Source organism: Frankia sp. BMG5.23, from assembly GCF_000685765.2.
Lineage (GTDB): Bacteria > Actinomycetota > Actinomycetes > Frankiales > Frankiaceae > Frankia > Frankia casuarinae.
The window spans coordinates 1-17,950 of sequence record NZ_JDWE01000070.1 but is presented as its reverse complement, the minus strand read 5'-3'; the positions used below and the strand labels follow the sequence as shown (position 1 = coordinate 17,950).

Sequence of the window (17,950 nt, the reverse complement as noted above, 5' to 3'; positions counted from 1 at the left end):
GCAAGTCTTCTGCTCGACGACGAACGGATCGCGTTCGCGCCCCTTGGTCTGTCCGTCGTGATAGTGGGCATGGGCCCGTTCGGCCGGGAGCTGCTCCTGGAACTCGCGCGGCGCCGCAGAGAGGTAGGTGCGACGTCGCGGATGCAGGTGACCCTCATCGACAAGAATGCCAGCGGTGTACTGAGGCTGCTGCAGACCCGCTATGGCCTCGTCGAGGCGATGGTAGACACCATCTGCCAGGATACGGGTTCCGACGAGGTCGACCTGAATGGTCTTCTGGATGGATACGCCCCGGAAGGAGCCATGCAGTTGGTGTTCATCTGCTACGAGGACGAGGAACTGGCGTTACGCAAGGCTCTTGCGGTGTCCCGGCTGCCCGGACACCGCAAGGTGATCGTTCGGGTGGATCGCATGACTCCCTTCGGGCAGGCCTTCGGTAGCGGTGACGGCGCGCGACCGCTGGACATCCTCTACCGCGGCCTCACCGTTTTTCCACTGCTGGACCGCGTCTGCGATCCCGACCAGCTACAGGATCCCCAGGTCGAACAGCTCGCCAAAGGAATACACCGAGACTACTGCCGGCGGCGGATGGAAGCCGGCGAAAGACCGGAAGAAAACCGCGCGCTCGTCGCCTGGGAAAATCTCTCGGAGGATTTTCGCAACGCCAACTACGAACAAGCCCGCGACATCCGCCGAAAACTCGACATGATCGGCTGTGGAATCGTTGCCGGCGCTGTCCGAGACGATCCTTTTTCTTTCAGTGTGACCGACGCGCAGCACAACGAGGTTGAAATTCTCGCGAAGCGGGAACACGAGCGGTGGATGGTCGAGCGACAGGCTAACGGGTGGCGGTACGGACCCCACCGGGACAACGATCGAAAAACTCATCCCATGCTTGTACCGTGGGACGACCTTGATGCCCCCAGTCGCGAGAAGGACCACGAGACCATCAGGCTGATACCGATGATTCTGGCCGAGGCGGGATTCCATATTGTCCGTCGACGCAGCTGACCTGCCGACCGTTTGACCCCGACCTTCCGTGACCTGGATGCATTTCGTCGAGTCAATTTCTCCTTCGGCTATCCGATGGGCGATGCCGTTCCGGATGCCGCCGCCCGCCGCTTTTCGAAAATACTCCACCCCGGCGACATTCTCGGGCGCTGGGGCGGGGACGAGTTCGTCATCCTCACCGGACCCGTTACCGCGGCCGAGGCCGCGACCCTGGCCGAGCGGCTCATCTCCTCCCTGGACGGACCGCTGGACGTGCACGGTCATCGGATCAGCATGTCAGTGAGCGCCGGAGTGGCCCTGTCGGCCGGGCCGTCTCCGACCGGCCAGGCACGCTCACCCGAACCTGCGCTCGGTTTACCGATCCCGGCCGACGCTGCCGAGGTGGGTGACGCCATGGTGGAGCTGGCGGGTACGGAGGTGATGCGCACCCGGGCGACGGCACGCACGGTCGGGCGGGAGCATCGTCCTCGCGACTCGCCATGAATCGTCATGGTGGTTTCTGCGCCACCACGTATTTCGACCACAACACCAAGTAGAAGAACTCCCCGTCGGCCGGTCCCGCTTCCCGCTTTTCCACGCCGTATCTTCCATACATGCGTTTCACCCTCACCGTCCGCGATGCCACCCGGAATTCCAGCACGGACGTACTACTGACCGCCGCCCCGGAAACCCCACTCCGTGCGGTGGCCGGGGCGATGGCCGCCGCTGTCCGCCCGCAGCGGCGTACTCCCACACCGGCGCGGGCCGGGACCTCGATCAACGTCTCCGGTACCGTCCGTCCGCTCGACCCGGAGACGACCCTGGCCTCCTCGCCGCTGCGTGAGGGTGCGGTGGTGAGCCTTGATGCCGCGGTGTCCCGGCGGGTCCGCGGGACGGGCCTGGTCGACCTGATGATCATCGGCGGACCCGGGGCGGGCGACATTCATCACCTGCCGGCGGGTGAGTTCACCGTCGGCTCGGGACCCGGCTGCACTGTCACGCTAGGGGGTCACAGCAGCGACGAGCCCGCGCTGACCATCCGGATCGAGGTCGACGGTCGGTGCACCGTCACAGCCGGTCCGGGCGCGGCCGTCCTCGGCGACCACCCATCGTTGCCTGCCGGCACCATCCTGGCCGCGGTGCGGATCGCCCCGGTGACGTTGCTGCTCGTGCGGCCCGCACCGCTCACGGTGCTGACCCGCCCGTCCGTCTCCGCTCCTGGCATGCTCGACGTCAACCGTCCGCCTCGCCTGCATCCGCCGGAGCGGGAGTCCGTCTTTGTCCTGCCGGCCGCACCCGCCGAACCCCGCCGTGTCCAGGTTCCGGTGCTCACGACGGTGCTGCCGCTTGTCGCCGCCCTGGGCATGGCAGCCCTGCTGCGGACGGTTTACGTTCTGCTCTTCGCGGTGCTGGCGCCGGTGAGCCTGGCCGCCTCCGTGGTGAGCGGCCGACGGCGGGAGGGCCGGGAGTTCCGTGCGGCCATGGCCCGCTACCGGCAGGAGCGGGACGACGTCGAGGCCGCGGCTCGTGCCGCGCTTGCGGCGGAATGCGCCGAGCGTCGTCGCAGCCACCCCGATCCGGCAAGTCTGCTCGCCACCGCTCAGGGACCGACTGCGACGCTGTGGGAGCGGCGTCGTCATGACCCCGACCACCTGCACCTGAGGTTCGGCACGGCCGACCTGCCAAGCAGGGTCCGGACCACGGACCCCTCCCCTGTCGCCGTCACGCCCCGGCAGCCCCCGGCCTGGGTCGCTCCCGATGTCCCCGCCGTCATTGCTCTGGCCGAGCGGGGAGTGCTCGGCGTCACCGGTCAGGGCATGTTGCCGCAGCTTCTCGGCAGCTGGCTCGTCATCCAGGCCGCTGTCCTGCACAGCCCTCGCGATCTCCGGATCTGTCTACTGATTGGCTCCACAGGCATCGTCGATGCCTGGCGATGGATCCGCTGGCTGCCGCACTGTCGGCCGTTGGTAGAGGAGAAGGCCATTTTCGTCGGAGCCGACGAGGTCAGCCGCTCCCGCCGGATCGCCGAACTTACATCCTTGATCGAGAGTCGCCGCGCCCATCCGCCCGAGGCACCCAGATCCGCCCCCGACATCCTGGTCGTGCTGGACGGGGCCCGGATGCTGCGCTCCGTTCCCGGGATGACGACCGTGCTACGTGGCGGACCGGCGGTCGGCATCCACATCATCTGCCTGGAGGCCGACGTCCGGGACCTTCCGCCCGAATGCCGGGCCGTTGTCGAACAGGACGGCGACGAGTTGTTGATGCGGCAGGATCGGTCAGCCGTGATCAGACATGTCTGCCCAGACCTTATCGGTCTCACCGGCCTGCCCAGTCTCACCGACCAGGCCGGTCTCACCGGCCAGGCCGGAGCACCGGCCGTCGATGCCGCGGGACTGGCCTCCGCGGCCGACTGGTGTGAGTCGGTCGCCAGAGCCTTGGCGCCGCTGCGCGACGCCGGTGACGACGACTCCGAGGGCCTTCCCTCCGCCGTCCGGCTCCTGGACATCCTCGGCGCCGACCCACCCACGCCGAAGGTGATCCAAGATTTCTGGTCATCGGTGCCGCAGCCGCCCCGGGGCGCGGCGAGCAGGGCGGTACCAGTCGGGATCGGTGAGGGTGGGAGGTTCACGATCGATCTCTCTCGCGACGGACCGCACGGGCTGGTCGCTGGCACGACCGGGGCGGGAAAGTCCGAACTGCTGCAGACGATCATTGCTGCGCACGCCGTGATGTACCGCCCGGACGAGATGATCTTCGTGCTGGTTGACTACAAGGGAGGCAGCGCGTTCGCCGAGTGCACCGCTCTCCCCCACACCGTCGGTATGGTCACCGACCTCGATCCGCACCTGGTTCGACGCGCGCTGAGCTCGCTCAGCGCCGAGCTTCGCAGACGGGAACGGATGTTGGCCGCGGCCGGAGCGAAGGACCTCGACGCCTTTCGACGTCTGCTCCCTCACCCCATCGAGCGTCCGACGATTCCCCGCCTACTTCTGGTCGTCGACGAATTCGCCACGCTAGCCCGCGAACTACCCGAATTCGTCGCCGGATTGGTCAACCTGGCCCAACGCGGACGGTCGCTCGGGATCCATCTCCTGCTGGCCACCCAACGCCCCGCGGGGGTGGTGTCACCGGAGATCCGGGCGAATACGAACCTGCGCATCGCGTTGCGGGTCACCGACGCGGCGGAGAGCGAGGACGTCGTCGGCTGCCCGGCCGCTGCCCTGATCAGTCCGGCCACTCCCGGTCGGGCGGTGGTACGCACCGGCCCGGGCATCACGACAGCCGTTCAGACCGGGTGGATCGGTGGACCGGATCCGGTCACCAGACCAGGCAGAGACGGCTCGTCCGGAATTCCTGTGCCCAGGGTCACCCCGCTACCGTGGCCGGAACCGGACGACGCTCCACGTCGGGATGCCGACACGTCCCAGGTGGTGCCGGCGCCGTCGGACGGACCGCCGTCGGAAGACGTGTCCCTGGCAGAGCCGCGCACCGACCTGGCTGCTCTGGTCTCGGCAGTACGGGAGGCCTCGACGAGGCTCGGGATCTCTCCGATACCCAGTCCGTGGCTTCCCCCGCTCCCTGAGCGGATTACCCTCGACTCCCTCGTCGGGGCGACCGCCGGCCGCACCGGCCCGAGCGACCACACCGGCCCGAGCGACCACACCATCGCCGCGGATGGCTACGGCCGCCGTCCGGCGGGCTCCAACCGTCCGGCGGGCTCCAGCGGATCCCCCGGGCTCCACGCGGACGGTCTCGTTCGGCTCCCTCCCGTCGCCATCGGGCTGGCCGATCACTGTGACCGTCAGCTTCAGCTGCCCTTCACGATCGATCTGGAACACGGCGGCCACCTCATGATCGTCGGCTCGCCACGGACCGGGCGCTCGACCGTGTTGCGCACCGCTGCCGGCGCCCTCGCCACCGCCCTGCCCGTCGGCGAGCTCCATCTCTACGGACTGGACTGCGGCGGCAACGCCCTGGCACCCCTCGAGGACCTGCCGCACTCCGGTGCCGTGGTGAGCCGGGACGATCCCGAGCGGGTCGCGAGGCTCCTCGCCCGTCTGGCCAATGAGATCAGCGAACGGCAGACGATCCTCTCCCGGAAAGGCTTCATGGATCTTGCCGAGGCCCGGCGGTCGTGGCGGCCGTCCCCCGGCGATGCGGGCGACGCCATGCGCCCATCGCCGTACCTGGTGCTGCTCGTCGACCGGTTCGAAGGATTTCTGGCCGCGTTTGAGGACGTCGACGGAGGAATACTCGTCGACCAATTTCTGCGGCTGGTGCGCGAAGGTCAGGCGGTGGGCCTGCGAGTGATCATCACTACCGATCGACGAGGGTTGATCGGGCGGCTGGCGTCGCTCGTCGACGAACGACTACTCCTGCGGATGGCCGACCCTTCCGACTACGCACTCGCCGGCCTGTCCCCGTTCGACGTGCCCGGGACGCTGCCCGCCGGACGTGGGGTCGCGGTCGGAGGTCGGTTCCCCAGTCCCGTGGAGACACAGATCGCGCTGCTCGACGCGGACCCCACAGGCCGGGCTCAGGTTGCGGCACTGCGGGCGGTGGGCTCTCGGGCGATGTCCCATGCGGGCCGATCTGTGGAGGTGCCGCGAAGGCTGCCGGAGCGCTTCGATCGTCGTCCTTTCCGGATCGACGCGCTGCCCTCCCTCGTCACATCCGAGCAGATGGAACGCGCGCCCGGGCGGTCGCGGAGATCCGTGGCGGCGGCCATGCGCCCAGAAAATCGATCTTCGCTGCACGTGCCGATCGGAATCGGAGGGGACGAGCTGGAGATCGTCGAGGTGGATCTGGATGCCGACAGTCCCGGTTTCATGATCAGCGGCCCGCCACGATCCGGGCGCAGTTGCGTTCTACTCACGCTGGCGTTGTCACTCCTTACCGAGGGTGCCCGAATCGTCGCGTTGACGCCGCGTCCGTCGCCCCTTCGTTCCCTCGCCCACCGACCCGGTGTCGTCGCCGTTCTGGACGGAACCATGAACCTCGTGGAGGAGGCGGGAAGCAACAGCACCGGCCGTCACGGCGGCCGCGGGCGGGGTGAGTCAGCCGTCACGCCGAAGACCCGTCGGACCGACACCACCCGGTCGCTGACCGACCTGCCAACCGGCCTGTCAGGGGACGAACCTCTGGTCGTCCTCGTCGACGACGCCGAACTGGTCGGTGAACGGGCCGCGGCCGAACTGGCGGCCTTCTGGCAGGCCGCACGCGACGGCGGCGGCGTGTTGATCGTCGCTGGTACGACCGAGGAGCTGCTGGGCCAGTACCGCGGATTCCTCGTCGACGTCCGCCGCGGTGGGTACGGGCTGCTCCTGGCCCCGGGGCGGCCGGGTGACGGCGAACTGCTCGGAGTCCGGCTGTCCCGCACGATCGGCGGCCCCGCCCCTCCAGGTCGCGGGGTGCTGGTGCGCCGCGGAGCCGTCCTTCCCGTCCAGGTCGCCTGTCCCCCGACACCCAACCTGCTCACGTCCCCCTCTGCTCGAGTCCCGAAAGGAACAATGCCGTGCGAACCGTGACCACACCAGCGGCCCAACAGGCGGCCGGGCGGATGAGCCGACAGCTACCCGATCTGCAGGCGACCACGACAAATCTGATCAATCATGGCAATACGTTGGCGGACCCGCGAAACTGGGAGGGCCCGAAGGCACAGGTTTTTCGTGCTCAGGTCTGGCCGGAGGTGCAGAGCGCGCTGACCGACCTGCGGACGAACCTCGCCGAGCTCGCCCGCGGCATCACCGAGATCAACCGCCGAACCGCCGCGGCCGGAAGCTGAGGGATCACCCCGGGACCGCACCCTCCCGGGACCACTGTCCACTGCGCCGTTCGCTCTCTTCCATGCCATCGAGGCGCTTTGCCGCCGAGACGGCCGTCCAGTTCCCCGTCACCGGAGCACACCATGACCCAGCCGTCCGATGTCACCGTCCGCAGCACGCCACAAGCCGTGACCGCCATCGCCGATCTCACCACGATCATCAACGGCCCGCTGCTCACCCATTTCGACGAGCTCCGCGCCGCGGCGAAGGTACTGATCGACCCGGAGAGCTGGGACGGCCGTAGCGCGGTCGATTTCCGGACCACCGTCTGGCCGGGATACGACCGGACCCTCACCGAACTGCACACCCAGCTGGATCAGCTACGTGCGCGGCTCGCCGAGATTCAGAACGAGATCCAGAGTGCCGGATGACCAGACCACTCCGGGGTCGGTCCGGCCTCGGTGTGTGGCCAGCGCCGGTGTTCCGCGGATGCGGGAATGGACAAGGTGGTCGATCGAAGATACGCCTGCCCTGGTACGCCGCGACACTGGACACTTTTAGGGATAACTCAACGTAAGAATAAATTTGGACATTTAGCATCGGAACGACATCAGATGCCCACCTTGAGTAATGTATCATAGATCTTTCATCTCAAAATTTCCTCTATGCAACCACGCTGGTACGATTACAGCGGGTTCGTCCTTCTGTCGCCGTCCAGGCACAGCAGCGCGAGGAGGCCGGGTGTCCACTGCACGAGATCGACGTGCGGGCATCCAGGCGGCTCGGCGCCGCTCCCGCAAGTCCCGTCAGCTCGCCCCAGTCCAGAGCCTGGAGCGCCGGCATCCACGGCGGAGACATACCATCGACCGGATCCAGGTAATGGTCACAAGAAGGTCAGGGAACTGCTGCTTCGCCCTGGAAACCGGCTTCCAGCGACCTAGCATGAGCGCCACGCAACCGGGCACGAGGCCGTGCCCGGAGTGCCCATGCGCCCGACCCTGCGCCTGATCGGGGACGTTCATGTCCACGCCGCTCCCGCCACCATCGACACCACTTCGATCCGCGCGGCCGTCCTCGCCGCCGGCATCGATGACGTCCGCCTCTCCGGCGGCGGCACCGCGGTCACGACGGCGGCTTCCGCGTGCCGGCGACCCTCCCTATCGGATGGTCGATGACAGGGCCGGGAGTGTGCCGGCCCGCCAGCCGGTGCCGGTGGTCTCCGCGGAGCTGCGGTCTCGGGAACGGCTGCGCGCAGCCGGGGCCATCGCTGCGATCGCCGGTGTCGTCCTCGGCGTTCCGGTCGTACTGATCCTGGTACTGGGTCCACCGCTCCAGAGCAGGGACGGAACCGGCGCGGTCGTCCGAGCCATCCTGGCCCTGCTCTTCTGGGCCGCCTGGCTGCACTTCACCGCCTGTCTCATCGCGGAATGCCGAGCCGAGCTGCGCGGTACCGGCCTCGCCCCGCGGATACCGCTGGGCGGCGCCCCCCAGAACCTCGCCCGCCGTCTCGTCGCCACATCCGTGTTGTTCTCCGGGACGACGGTTCTGGTCGCCCCGATGACATACGCCCGGGCCCCCGCCGTTCCGCCTGCGCCCGGCCGGATGGGGACGGCAATGCCGGTATCGACGACCTCGGCGGCCCTGGTCGCTCCGCGGCCGGCTCCGGACGACAGGGCGCCCGCGCTCACGAGGGGTGATCGGGCTCCGGTGACCACGACAACGGATCCCGGCGCCGGCGCACCGACCCAGCAGACCTGGCCGTCACGGCCGGAACCGGGGAGCAGCCCGGCTGGCCCGGCTGGCCGCATGACACCGCGTGTCCGCCACGCCGAGTTGATCAGTCCGATCGCGGATCCGAACGGCCGGCTCATGCCCAACGGGCGCATGATGAAGCTCTACGAGGTGCGACCTGCCGAGGGACGCCACCACGACACCCTCTGGGGCATCGCGGAGCGCTTCCTCGGTGACGGTCTACGGTATCGGGAGATCTTCGACCTCAACGAGGGTCGTGCCCAGCCGGACGGCCGCACGCTGTCCAAGCCATCGCTCATCCATGCCGGCTGGGTGCTGCTGCTGCCCGCCGACGCGCAGGGCGAGGGCCTGCAGACACTGCATGTACCGGACTCCGTCCCGGGATGGCCTGCCGCCGAAACGGGTACCGCGCCCCCCACCCCCGGCGGCTACGACCTCACTGACCTCGACAACCACGGCCCCGGCGACCCGGGCCTCGATGATCCAGAACCCAGCTATCCCGATTTCGAAGACCCCGGGCCGGGGGACAGCGACGGTCGTCTCGGCGCCTCTCGTGCGCTGGCAGTCCTGGATGACACGGCCCCGGTCGTCTCGGCGCGGAACACCGCGGTGGTCACCGGTGGCCCCACTACACCCGGCCTGCTCACGTCCGACTCCTTCGGACCGTCCTCCCAGGGTCTGCTGGGGATAGCAGCCGCCAGCCTGCTCGCCGCCGGAGTCATGGTGGCGTTGTCCACACGCCGGGCGGGGCCGGCGAGCCCCCCGGAGGACGAGACAGAGCGCGCGCTGCTCCTGGCCGCCGACACGGATGCCGCCCGATTTGTCGACCGCTCACTGCGCGTTCTGTCTGCCGGCCTGACCGATCTGGGACGTCTGCTTCCCCCGGTGTACGCGGCGATCCTCACCGACGACCTGCTGATCCTGCACATGGCACCCGCGGAGGAGGAGCCTCCACCGCCCCCATGGACCGTTGGCGAGGCGCCCGGGTCCTGGCGGATCGAGCGGATGCCCGGTCTGCCCGGTGACCAGCCGGCCCAGATGATCGCCCAGATGACGGCCGGCGTGCCGGCTCCGTTCCCGGCCCTCGTCACCTTCGGCCGGGACGACGCCGGGTCACGCATTCTCGTCGACCTGGAAGGCGCTCCGGGCATCATCAGCCTGATCGGCGACCTGGACGTCGCGACGGAGGTCGCGATCGCCGTGGCGATCGAGCTGGGAACCAACGTGTGGTCGGATGATCTGCGGGTCTGTCTGGTGGGTTTCCCGGCCGACACCGGAGCCGACCTGACGACGATCGCACCCGCTCGGGTCTGGACAGCGGACGACCTGAGCGCCGTCCTCGACGAACTCGCCGGACCACAGGACGACGCCGGTCGCACCGGCGTCGATCCGGCACCGGCAGACCCGCCGACCGTCACCGCGGGCGGCCGCGATCGGGTCACCGGCAATCCACGGGCGCTGGCACCCGATCTACTCATTCTCGCGGCCCCTCCCGCAGCCGCCGACGTCGCCCGGTTGACCAGGATGGCGAACGGGCGGGACGACGCCGTGGGAGTCCTCACCGTCGGCGACACCCCGGCCGCCCGCTGGCGCTTCACGGTCGAGTCGGACCGCCGCGTGTCCCTCGGCGTTCTCGGCGTCCAGGTACGGGCGCAGGCTTTGAGCATGACCGAGTACACCTCGATCACCGCGCTGTTCCATCGGGCCGATGCGGCGGGATCTCCCGCCCGGGCCTCGGGCAGCCTGCCGGACGAGAGTCTGCCGGACGAGGGCCCCCCACCACCCCCCGTATCACAGCCGCCCGCCGGACCGATCGTCGCCGGACCCACCGCGACCGGGCCGGCAACTACCCGGCCCGACGAGCCGACAAGGCCACCCTCACAACGCGGCTCCATGCCCGGGGCGCTGCCCTGGACGCCGAAACTCTCAGCCCTCACCGGGCCTGCCTTCCCCCAGCCGCTCTCGACCGTCCCCACTCCGGCAGGCCCACTCCCCGACCCCGGCTCTGCCACACCGGAGCCACGCGGAGCGGAACCGCAGGACATGCACGGTCGCGCCGCGGTCCTGCCCGGCACCGGATTCCCACCCACCATTTCCCCATCGGACGACGATCCGACGCGACCGCCCTCGAACGGCCGCCGGCTCCCCACCGAACCCCCGCCGCCCACGCCCAAGCCTCCCAGCCCTCCGCGAAGGACCGCATCGGCCGGTCCCGTCCTACCGACCACCACGGACACCGGCGACGCCCCCGAAGCCGCCGGTCTGCTGGCCCATCCGGGGCGACCGCTCATCCACCCGACGGATATCCCACGGGTACCACCCGTGGTCTACTTCGAGACGCCCCGGATGCGAGCGAACCGGCAGGGCCGCGTCCCGGCCGAATCGATCCAGCCCGGGACGGAGGCACCACCTGGACCCCCTGCCCCCCCGCCGCCAACCACCGGGTACCGGACCGCGATCCCACCCCGGCCGCCGATCCCGCCTCCGAACGAACGGCTGGCGGCGGACGCGCACCGTGCACCGCCTCAGACTGCTCGGGCGCGCTACGCCGACGGAGATACCACCGTCCCGGATGTCGGCGTTTCACGGCCCCCGACGGGGACGTCCGGGGCGGCGCCACAGCGTGTGCCGCTCGAAACCACGCCGCCCGCCGATCCCACCGCGCCCGCCGAGGCGCAGGTCCGGATTCTCGGACTGCCCACCGTCGAGGGTCCCGGGCGACCACCCGCCGAGCGCATCGACCTGTTGACCGAGGTCATCGTCTACCTCGCGCTGCACCGGGAAGGCGTGGACAGTCGGCTCCTCGCCGAGGAGATCTGGCCATCCGACACCACGGAGGAGATCGCCGACGCCGCGTTGACCGAAGCGCGCCAGTGGCTGGGGACCGATGCCAGCGGCTTGCCTCGGATCATGATCGGCCCGGATGGCCGGTGGTGGCTGAGTCCGGATGTGCGCTGCGACTGGGAACTCTTCGTGGCCTACACCCACCGGGCCGGTCTGCCGGGCAGCGACGCCGAGGCGGATCTGACGACAGCCCTGCGGATGGTCAGCGGTCCCCTGTGGACGGATCTGCCTGCCGGGCGGTACCGCTGGGCGACCACCGGGCCAATCGCCCGAAGCACCCGGGCGGGCGTGGTCGACGTGGCGCATCGCCTCGCCCAGCTGACGTTGGACTTCGGTGACACGATGACGGCGATGGCGGCCTGCCGCACCGGGCTACGGGCCGTGCCGACCTCCGAAGTGCTCTGGCGGGACCTGCTGCGCACGGTCGCCGCACGGGGTGATCGCCGGACTCTGCAGGCTGTGGCAACGGAGATGTACCGAACTATCGGTGTCGGCGGGGTGCGTCGCGGCGGGCGGGCCGAGGCCGAGACGGACGCACTGGTGCAGACCCTCCTGCCCGGATTCCGTCGCGGCCGGCGGTAGTGCCCGTTTCCGCTTCCGGGGCAGCCGGCAGAGGACCCGGCCTGATGGCTGGTCGCTGGTCGCCGGTGACGCTAGCCGACCTCGGGGATCTTGGGTACCCCGGAGATCTCCGAGGTACCGGGGTCCGCAGTGAACTCGGCAGCCGCAGCAGGAGAATCGGGACCGCGCAGCGCCGACGCGCAAACCGTGATCGCAACGAGCAGGACGAACACGACGACCATGGCGAACTGCAGGCCCGCCAGCTCGGCGAGCCCACCGATGAGAGCCGGCCCGCACAACCATCCGACATACCCGACCGTGCCGACCACGGCGATGGAGCTGCCCGTCGAAGATCCAAGCCGCCCCGTCGCGGAGAACACCGCGGGCAGCACGCAGGCGGTGCCGACGCCGAGCGTTCCGAATCCGACGATTCCCCCGACCGTGCCGAACGCCGAGGAACCGAGCGCAAGCATGAGCGCGAATCCCACCATCGCGGTCACGGCGAGGCCGCGGACCGTTCGGGTCGGGCCGAACCGTGCCATGGCGCGGTCCCCGAACAGGCGCACGACGAACATGCAGGAGGTGAAGGCCACAAAGCCGATACCCGCGATTCCGACGGCCGCTCCGGCCACATCGGTGAGGTAGACGGCGCTCCAGTCCGCTGCCACACCTTCGCAGAGGAAACTACCGAAGGCGATGACGCACAGTGCGACGAACGGCCGGGCACGGCTGCCGGTGCCGACGGGACCCCGGGGCATCGCTCTGTCGCTGTCCCCGTCCCAGCCATCTCGCCCGTCCCCCGGCGCGACTTCCGGTGCAGCGCCGTCGGGCAGCATCCAGGCCGTGGCGGGTAGGGCGGCAGCGAGACCCAACCCGCCGAGCACCGCGAACTGCACGCCGATCGGGACACTCAGAGCGGCCGCCGCCGAACCGATCCCGGCCCCGGACAGGGCACCCGCCGTCCACGCCGCATGGGCGGAGGTCATGATCGGCCGCTGGTAGCAGCGCTCAATCCCCACGGCCTGGGTGTTCAGGGAGATGTCGAGGCAGCTGCTGGTCGCCCCCCACAGGGCGAGCAGGGCGAACAGAGACCAGGGTCCCTCGACGAGCGGGACCAGAAGACCGGTGGCGCAGTAGGCGGGCAAACCTGCTCGCACCATGGTGATGCTGCCGTAGCGGGTGACCGCCAGACCGATCAGCCACAGTGTCAGAACCGCCCCGATCGGGGCGCCGAGCAGGGTCAGACCGAGCTGCCCGTCGCCGAGTTCGAGCCCCTCCTTGATTTGCGGTATACGCGGCGCCCAGCTCGCAAGCAGCAGAGCCAGCAGGAACAGCGAGCTCATCGTCGCCGCCCGGGCACGGAACAGTACTTGGGCATCGAAGGGCTGGCTCCGAGTCACGCGGCGCACGCCGCCCGGATCCATCAGGATGATCTCCAGCCGTCGATCTTCATGATGCGCACGCCGCGAGGAGAATTACCCTGCGCCCCGGATCGTTACGCATCATTGCTCCATGCGACAATACCCGATAAGATCGAACAACGCTCTGGCGGCATCCAATTATGCTTCGACAGATCTAATTACGATACATAAAATCTAATTAAGTTACATAAATCCAATTATGATCGACGACACCCGATGACATCCCGATGTCACTATGAGGACCGCTCGACCATGAGGACCTCTCGGCAGCGGGCGCGAACGTGCCCGCCCGATCGGGCACGATGGCGTTCCCGCGGCCGTCGCGTCGGATACTGGCGGGGTGCGTCTGGTCATGCTCTCGGACACGCACCTCCCGGTGCGGGCACGCGAACTGCCCGCCGAGGCGGAGGATCGCCGGCTCAGGGAGGTCGTACTGCGCCGCCTCCCGCCGCGGCGGACGGTCAGCGGTTGACCGTCCGCCGCGCGCCCCACCGGCAACTCCTCCTGCCGGTGCCGCAGCTGCCGATTCGACGATGACCCCACATCTGTCCACACAATAAGCACATGATGAACTACGGAAAGCTACATCCCCCTCGGGGGATCGGTGCCACCCGTCGGGTGCTGTAAGCTGGCACCGCCGGCCACCACGGTGGCAGATCGCGCTCGTAGCTCAACGGACAGAGCATCTGACTACGGATCAGAAGGTTGGGGGTTCGAGTCCCTCCGAGCGCACATCAAACCCCCCCAACCGGACAGCCGGTTTGGGGATGTTCTGTATGGCGCTGGTCACGCTGGTGACGAGCGGCAGGTTGTGTTCGTCGATGCCGACCGTGCATGTGACGCGATTCACTCGTGCATCGTAGATGATCTCGAGGCCGTATGCGTCGAAAAGGTCTCTGAGTAGCTCGTCGGGCATGCGGGTGAGCTCGGCGCGGGTGACGGTTCCAAGGAGATCGAACAGGTCCGTGTCGCTGCCCGCCTGGGCTGGTGGGTGGGTGCGGAGGTGAGCCAGGTCGCGTCGCTTGGCTTCCTGATCGCTGCTGATCTGCGCTGACCGGCGGTTGATGTCCTGGAGAAGCTCAGGTTCGAGGTCGTCCGTGGTTTCGAGTGTGTTCAGAAGTCGACGTCGTCGCTGGCTGAGATCGTCAAGGGCGCGTTCCACCGCGTTGATCTTTTCCTGCCATTGCTGCCGGGCCTGTTTGTCGGCTTCGGCGATCTCGCGGTCGAAGAGGTGGCGGCGGTCCTGTCCGTAGACGCGGTCAGCGAAGAAGTCCAGGACGCCTTCGAGGAGGACGCGCTGGGGCAAGTAGAGGTCTGCTGGGTGCTGGGGCCAGCGGTGCGCGGCGTCGTGCCCATCGGAAGGGCGCACGCGGCAGCGTAGGTAGACAATATCTTTCTTGCGGGTAGTTGCTTCCATACGCCGCATGCAGATCGCGCATCGCACGAAGGACCTCAGCAGATAGAACCGCTTGTTGGATGTATGATTGTTGCCGTTGGTGGCGGAGCGAGAGCCTTGCCGGGGCTTTCCTATGTTGGATGCGGCTTGATAGATGTTCAGGCTCACGATCGGCCTGTGGGTGGGCTCGGGGGACCAGACCCAGAGCTCGGGCGGGTTCCGCTTCCCTCGTGCGGTGTTGCGGGCGCGGCGGTTCCACACCATGTACCCGGTGTACTTGGGGTTGTCGAGTATCTCATTGACCGTGGCCGCGCTCCAGGACCCGCGTGTGCGACGTCCATCGTTCGCGGCGGGCGGGGGATACAGGTCAGGATCTTCGTTCAGAAGGTTGGCGATGTCCTGCCGCGACTTCCTTCCGACGGTTCTCCACTCGAAGATCTTCTGAACGACTGGGGCGCGGACCGGATCCCATGCGAGACGGGTCTTCGTGCTGCCGGCTGCCCGTTTCGCGGGGACGGGATGCGGAATCCTCTCCGCGAGGTATCCGTAAGGCGGGGAGCCGATGTTCCACCCTTGGGTCGCGTGCTCGCAGAAGCCGTCCCATGCCTTCTCGAGCGTCTCGAGCACGTACCATTCGGATGTTGCCTGCTTGACTCTTCTGGTCAGAATCTGTGTGGCGCGCTTACGCAGGTTCTGTATGCCCTCATCGGCAGCGAGGAGCGGCACGCCGCACCGTTCAAGGTCATGTTCGATCTTCACGCCGAAATACGTACGCCGGGCGACACGGTCGATTGCCTCGCAGATGACGGCGTCAAATGCGGGGCCTCGTGCGGCGGCATCGAGTAGTTCACGGATTCCGCCGTCGCGTGGAATTGGAACGGCGAACTTCTTGTAGGCGTCGCTCCTGCCGCGCTTGGACGGGTCTATGCGCCCGGATTCGATGTCCCAGTAGTATGCGACGATGCGGGCGCCGGGGGGTAGTACGGTCTGGCAGCTTGTGGCTTGACGTGGAAGGGAAAGCGTCGGGTCCTGAAGGTCCTCGTCGGATACTCTGCCGAGGAAAGCAAGGTTCAGGGGTGACGTGCCGACTGTTCTTGGCCCGTACATGGGTGCTGCGGGGAAGGGGCGTCCGGCCACCGGCCCTACGGGCGATTCACTCATGACGCATCTTGACTCTCGCTTCCTGGTTCCTGCGGGCTGCCTTCTCGTGATTTTCTTATCCAGGCGAGGACGCGTCGATCTACCTTTGCCTGGTTCAATCTCTGGTCTTGTCGGACCTCGGGTTTTTCGATCGAGAGGTACACGGCGATGGTGTATGTGGTATCGCCCTGTTTGTATTCACCAGCGTACACTGCACGGTCGTCGCTGTGCCGTGATGTTTCAACGCCGGCTGCATCGTTATGACCGTCGGAGTTCTCATTCTTCGGTCGAGTCATCAGAATTCCGGTCGCATTGCGAGTGGCGTGCGAACGGCTGCGTCGAGTCTTCGCCGGGTGCCTCTCGTGCCCGTGTGAGTGGACGTCGCCCCAGCGGTTGCGTCCCGTCCTCGCGACTCCTCGTTCGAAGCGGCCGAGCCCTGTGCGCCGGCAGCCTTGCCTGATCTGCTCTGGGCGCGGACACCCTGCCGCCGGACCGCGTTCCCGGCCCAGCGGCAGGGTGTCAGGGGTTCCGCCAAGGGACTGTCAGGGCTTTTGCCAACAGACTGTCAGCCCACCGGACTGCGGGCTCCTGCCGCGATGCCGCCCATATGCGCTGGTCAGGGCGCACTGTCAGCCGGCTGGGCTGGGGGTGCGTAGCAGCAGGATGTCCTCGTGCGCGATCAGATGGAGGGGGTGGCCGGCGGCACGGGCGACGCGGATGTTGTGCAGGGCGAAGAAGGTGGCGCGGGGGGTAAGGGTGCCGTCGTCGCGGACGGCGGCGAGGATCGCGGCGGCGCGGGCGTGCAGGTGCAGGCCGACCTCGGCGGCGACTTCTAGGAGAGCGCCGGGCAGGTCGACGAGGGCGCCGGCGTGCCGGTAGGGGCGCACGGCCACCGCGACGATCCCGCCGGGACGCAGCAGGCTGTGGGCGGCGGTGAGCATGGCTGCGACCCCGTCGAGAAGCCCCTCGAGGTCGGTGTTGGCGAGATTCGCGGGGCTGTCGGAATAGCGGTAGTCGGTTTTGCTGACGCCGCTGCCGGGAATGGCGGTGATGGTGCCGTGGGTGGCCTGCCCGTAGGGCGGTGAGGTGAGGAGCAGGCCGATCCGCCCGTGATAGTCGCCGGGAATGATCTCGGCCAGGCGGCGGGCGTCGCCGCGGAACACCTGCCCGGTTCCGGTGGCGCCCTGGCTGGCGGCGAGGTGCAGGTTGGCGCGGGCGAGAGACACCCAGCGGGATTCCAGGTCGACCCCGAGACCGTGGCGGCCCAAATGCGCGGCTTCCACGAGGGTAGTGCCGATGCCGCACATCGGGTCGAGCACAATCTCACCCGGCCGGCTGTAAAGGGTGAGGAGATGACGGGCGAGGGCGGGCAGCATGCGGGCGGGGTGCGTCATGGAGGCGGGGGTGTACCGGCCGGCGCGTTGCATCCGGGGGTGCTGCTGGCCGGCGGGGATAAGGCTATAGGCCCGCCGCGGGAATGGCGTGTTCGGGGTCAAAGGCTGCTCCGGGAGGCGGGGCGGGTGAACACGGCGAGGTCGGTGTGGATCCGCAGCGGCGGCAGGGGGGTGGGGATGGTCGGCTCGTCGGCTGGGTCCCAGTAGGCGTCGGTCGGGGTGGTGAGAATGCCGCCGGCAAGGGGGATATGGATGGCGAGGAGATGCTGGGTATATGCGAGGCCGGCGCTGCGGGCGGCGCTGATGGTGTCGGTGAGCGGGTCCGGGCCGACGATCGAGATGTCGGGGATGAGGACGAGGAGAATTCCCCCGGGGCGTAGCAGGGCGGCGAGGTTGCGGTAGAAGACGGCGAGGTCGTCTCGGTGCGCGGCCTCGGTGGGCGGGGAGGTGAGAACAAGCGCGGCGGTGCTCGGGTAGCGGCTGGGTAGCTGTTCAGCTGAGGTCGAGGCTGAATGTGCTGTTCAGGCCGGGTGTGCGGCAGGTGGGAGCCACGCGCCGGTGGTGAACAGGCGGGNGAGGGCATCGAGGGTGTCGACGCCCCACTTGCTGGCGGTCGACAGGTAGGACTGCACAACGGCGAAGTCCGCGAGGCCTTGGAGCGTGCGCCAGCAGCCACCGGAGACC

At 68.4% G+C, this 17,950-nt stretch carries 12 protein-coding genes, 1 tRNA gene and 1 pseudogene; 10 read left to right on the top strand and 4 right to left on the bottom strand.

Annotation, left to right across the window (positions count from 1 at the left end; translation table 11 throughout):
* The 7 genes from BMG523DRAFT_RS19860 to BMG523DRAFT_RS19830 form a co-directional block, all read left to right on the top strand.
* Window positions 1-1,011: RyR domain-containing protein (locus BMG523DRAFT_RS19860; RefSeq protein ID WP_043591950.1), on the top strand; the 1,011-nt coding region annotated here is incomplete at its 5' end.
* Between the two features lie 12 nt (window positions 1,012-1,023).
* Window positions 1,024-1,494, top strand: a complete 471-nt coding sequence (locus tag BMG523DRAFT_RS19855; RefSeq protein ID WP_049760819.1) for a GGDEF domain-containing protein — start codon at window positions 1,024-1,026, stop codon at window positions 1,492-1,494.
* A 110-nt stretch (window positions 1,495-1,604) separates the two neighbouring features.
* Complete coding sequence (locus BMG523DRAFT_RS19850) at window positions 1,605-6,521, top strand: FtsK/SpoIIIE domain-containing protein (protein ID WP_235463273.1); 4,917 nt, start codon at window positions 1,605-1,607, stop codon at window positions 6,519-6,521.
* Entirely contained in the window at window positions 6,509-6,778 is a 270-nt protein-coding gene (locus BMG523DRAFT_RS19845) for a WXG100 family type VII secretion target (RefSeq protein ID WP_011434876.1), read from the top strand. The genes BMG523DRAFT_RS19850 and BMG523DRAFT_RS19845 overlap by 13 nt, the downstream gene beginning before the upstream one ends.
* A gap of 123 nt (window positions 6,779-6,901) precedes the next feature.
* Window positions 6,902-7,189 carry a hypothetical protein gene (locus BMG523DRAFT_RS19840; RefSeq protein WP_011434875.1) on the top strand — a complete coding sequence of 96 codons (288 nt, stop codon included), beginning with the start codon at window positions 6,902-6,904 and terminating at the stop codon, window positions 7,187-7,189.
* 555 nt (window positions 7,190-7,744) lie between these two features.
* Complete coding sequence (locus BMG523DRAFT_RS26730) at window positions 7,745-7,933, top strand: hypothetical protein (protein ID WP_023839863.1); 189 nt, start codon at window positions 7,745-7,747, stop codon at window positions 7,931-7,933.
* A complete protein-coding gene (locus BMG523DRAFT_RS19830) occupies window positions 7,923-11,936 on the top strand; it encodes a LysM peptidoglycan-binding domain-containing protein (protein WP_235463271.1) in 4,014 nt (1,337 codons plus the stop codon). Before BMG523DRAFT_RS26730 ends, BMG523DRAFT_RS19830 begins: the two co-directional genes overlap by 11 nt.
* A gap of 71 nt (window positions 11,937-12,007) precedes the next feature.
* Here BMG523DRAFT_RS19830 and BMG523DRAFT_RS19825 read toward each other — a convergent pair whose 3' ends face one another.
* Window positions 12,008-13,324 carry an MFS transporter gene (locus tag BMG523DRAFT_RS19825; protein ID WP_235463267.1) on the bottom strand — a complete coding sequence of 439 codons (1,317 nt, stop codon included), beginning with the start codon at window positions 13,322-13,324 and terminating at the stop codon, window positions 12,008-12,010.
* Window positions 13,325-13,676: 352 nt separating this feature from the next.
* On the opposite strand from BMG523DRAFT_RS19825, the gene BMG523DRAFT_RS27045 reads away from it, so the two are divergent.
* Together BMG523DRAFT_RS27045 and BMG523DRAFT_RS19820 are read left to right on the top strand one after the other, a co-directional pair.
* Window positions 13,677-13,808 carry a hypothetical protein gene (locus tag BMG523DRAFT_RS27045; RefSeq protein WP_255353900.1) on the top strand — a complete coding sequence of 44 codons (132 nt, stop codon included), beginning with the start codon at window positions 13,677-13,679 and terminating at the stop codon, window positions 13,806-13,808.
* A gap of 187 nt (window positions 13,809-13,995) precedes the next feature.
* Window positions 13,996-14,068, top strand: a tRNA-Arg gene (locus BMG523DRAFT_RS19820).
* Here BMG523DRAFT_RS19820 and BMG523DRAFT_RS23620 read toward each other — a convergent pair.
* Together BMG523DRAFT_RS23620 and BMG523DRAFT_RS19800 are read right to left on the bottom strand one after the other, a co-directional pair.
* Complete coding sequence (locus BMG523DRAFT_RS23620; RefSeq protein WP_083494894.1) at window positions 14,034-15,893, bottom strand: recombinase family protein; 1,860 nt, start codon at window positions 15,891-15,893, stop codon at window positions 14,034-14,036. The two genes, BMG523DRAFT_RS19820 and BMG523DRAFT_RS23620, sit on opposite strands and share 35 nt — an antisense overlap.
* A 608-nt stretch (window positions 15,894-16,501) precedes the next feature.
* Window positions 16,502-17,299 carry a TRM11 family methyltransferase gene (locus BMG523DRAFT_RS19800; protein WP_083494893.1) on the bottom strand — a complete coding sequence of 266 codons (798 nt, stop codon included), beginning with the start codon at window positions 17,297-17,299 and terminating at the stop codon, window positions 16,502-16,504.
* A gap of 113 nt (window positions 17,300-17,412) precedes the next feature.
* Between BMG523DRAFT_RS19800 and BMG523DRAFT_RS24855 the strand changes: the two genes are divergently transcribed.
* On the top strand, window positions 17,413-17,646 hold the full coding sequence (locus BMG523DRAFT_RS24855; protein ID WP_152987879.1) for a hypothetical protein: 234 nt from the start codon (window positions 17,413-17,415) through the stop codon (window positions 17,644-17,646).
* A 141-nt stretch (window positions 17,647-17,787) separates the two neighbouring features.
* Here BMG523DRAFT_RS24855 and BMG523DRAFT_RS24850 read toward each other — a convergent pair.
* Window positions 17,788-17,950: pseudogene (locus tag BMG523DRAFT_RS24850) on the bottom strand (IS66 family transposase); the annotation flags it as partial.

What these genes read in the sequence shown, in the direction of transcription:
- BMG523DRAFT_RS19850 (WP_235463273.1), top strand. Translation starts at nt 1,605, where the DNA reads ATGCGTTTCACCCTCACCGTCCGCGATGCCACCCGGAATTCCAGCACG.
- BMG523DRAFT_RS19840 (WP_011434875.1), top strand. Translation starts at nt 6,902, where the DNA reads ATGACCCAGCCGTCCGATGTCACCGTCCGCAGCACGCCACAAGCCGTG.
- BMG523DRAFT_RS26730 (WP_023839863.1), top strand. Translation starts at nt 7,745, where the DNA reads ATGCGCCCGACCCTGCGCCTGATCGGGGACGTTCATGTCCACGCCGCT.
- BMG523DRAFT_RS19830 (WP_235463271.1), top strand. Translation starts at nt 7,923, where the DNA reads ATGGTCGATGACAGGGCCGGGAGTGTGCCGGCCCGCCAGCCGGTGCCG.
- BMG523DRAFT_RS23620 (WP_083494894.1), bottom strand. Translation starts at nt 15,893, where the DNA reads ATGAGTGAATCGCCCGTAGGGCCGGTGGCCGGACGCCCCTTCCCCGCA.
- BMG523DRAFT_RS19800 (WP_083494893.1), bottom strand. Translation starts at nt 17,299, where the DNA reads ATGCAACGCGCCGGCCGGTACACCCCCGCCTCCATGACGCACCCCGCC.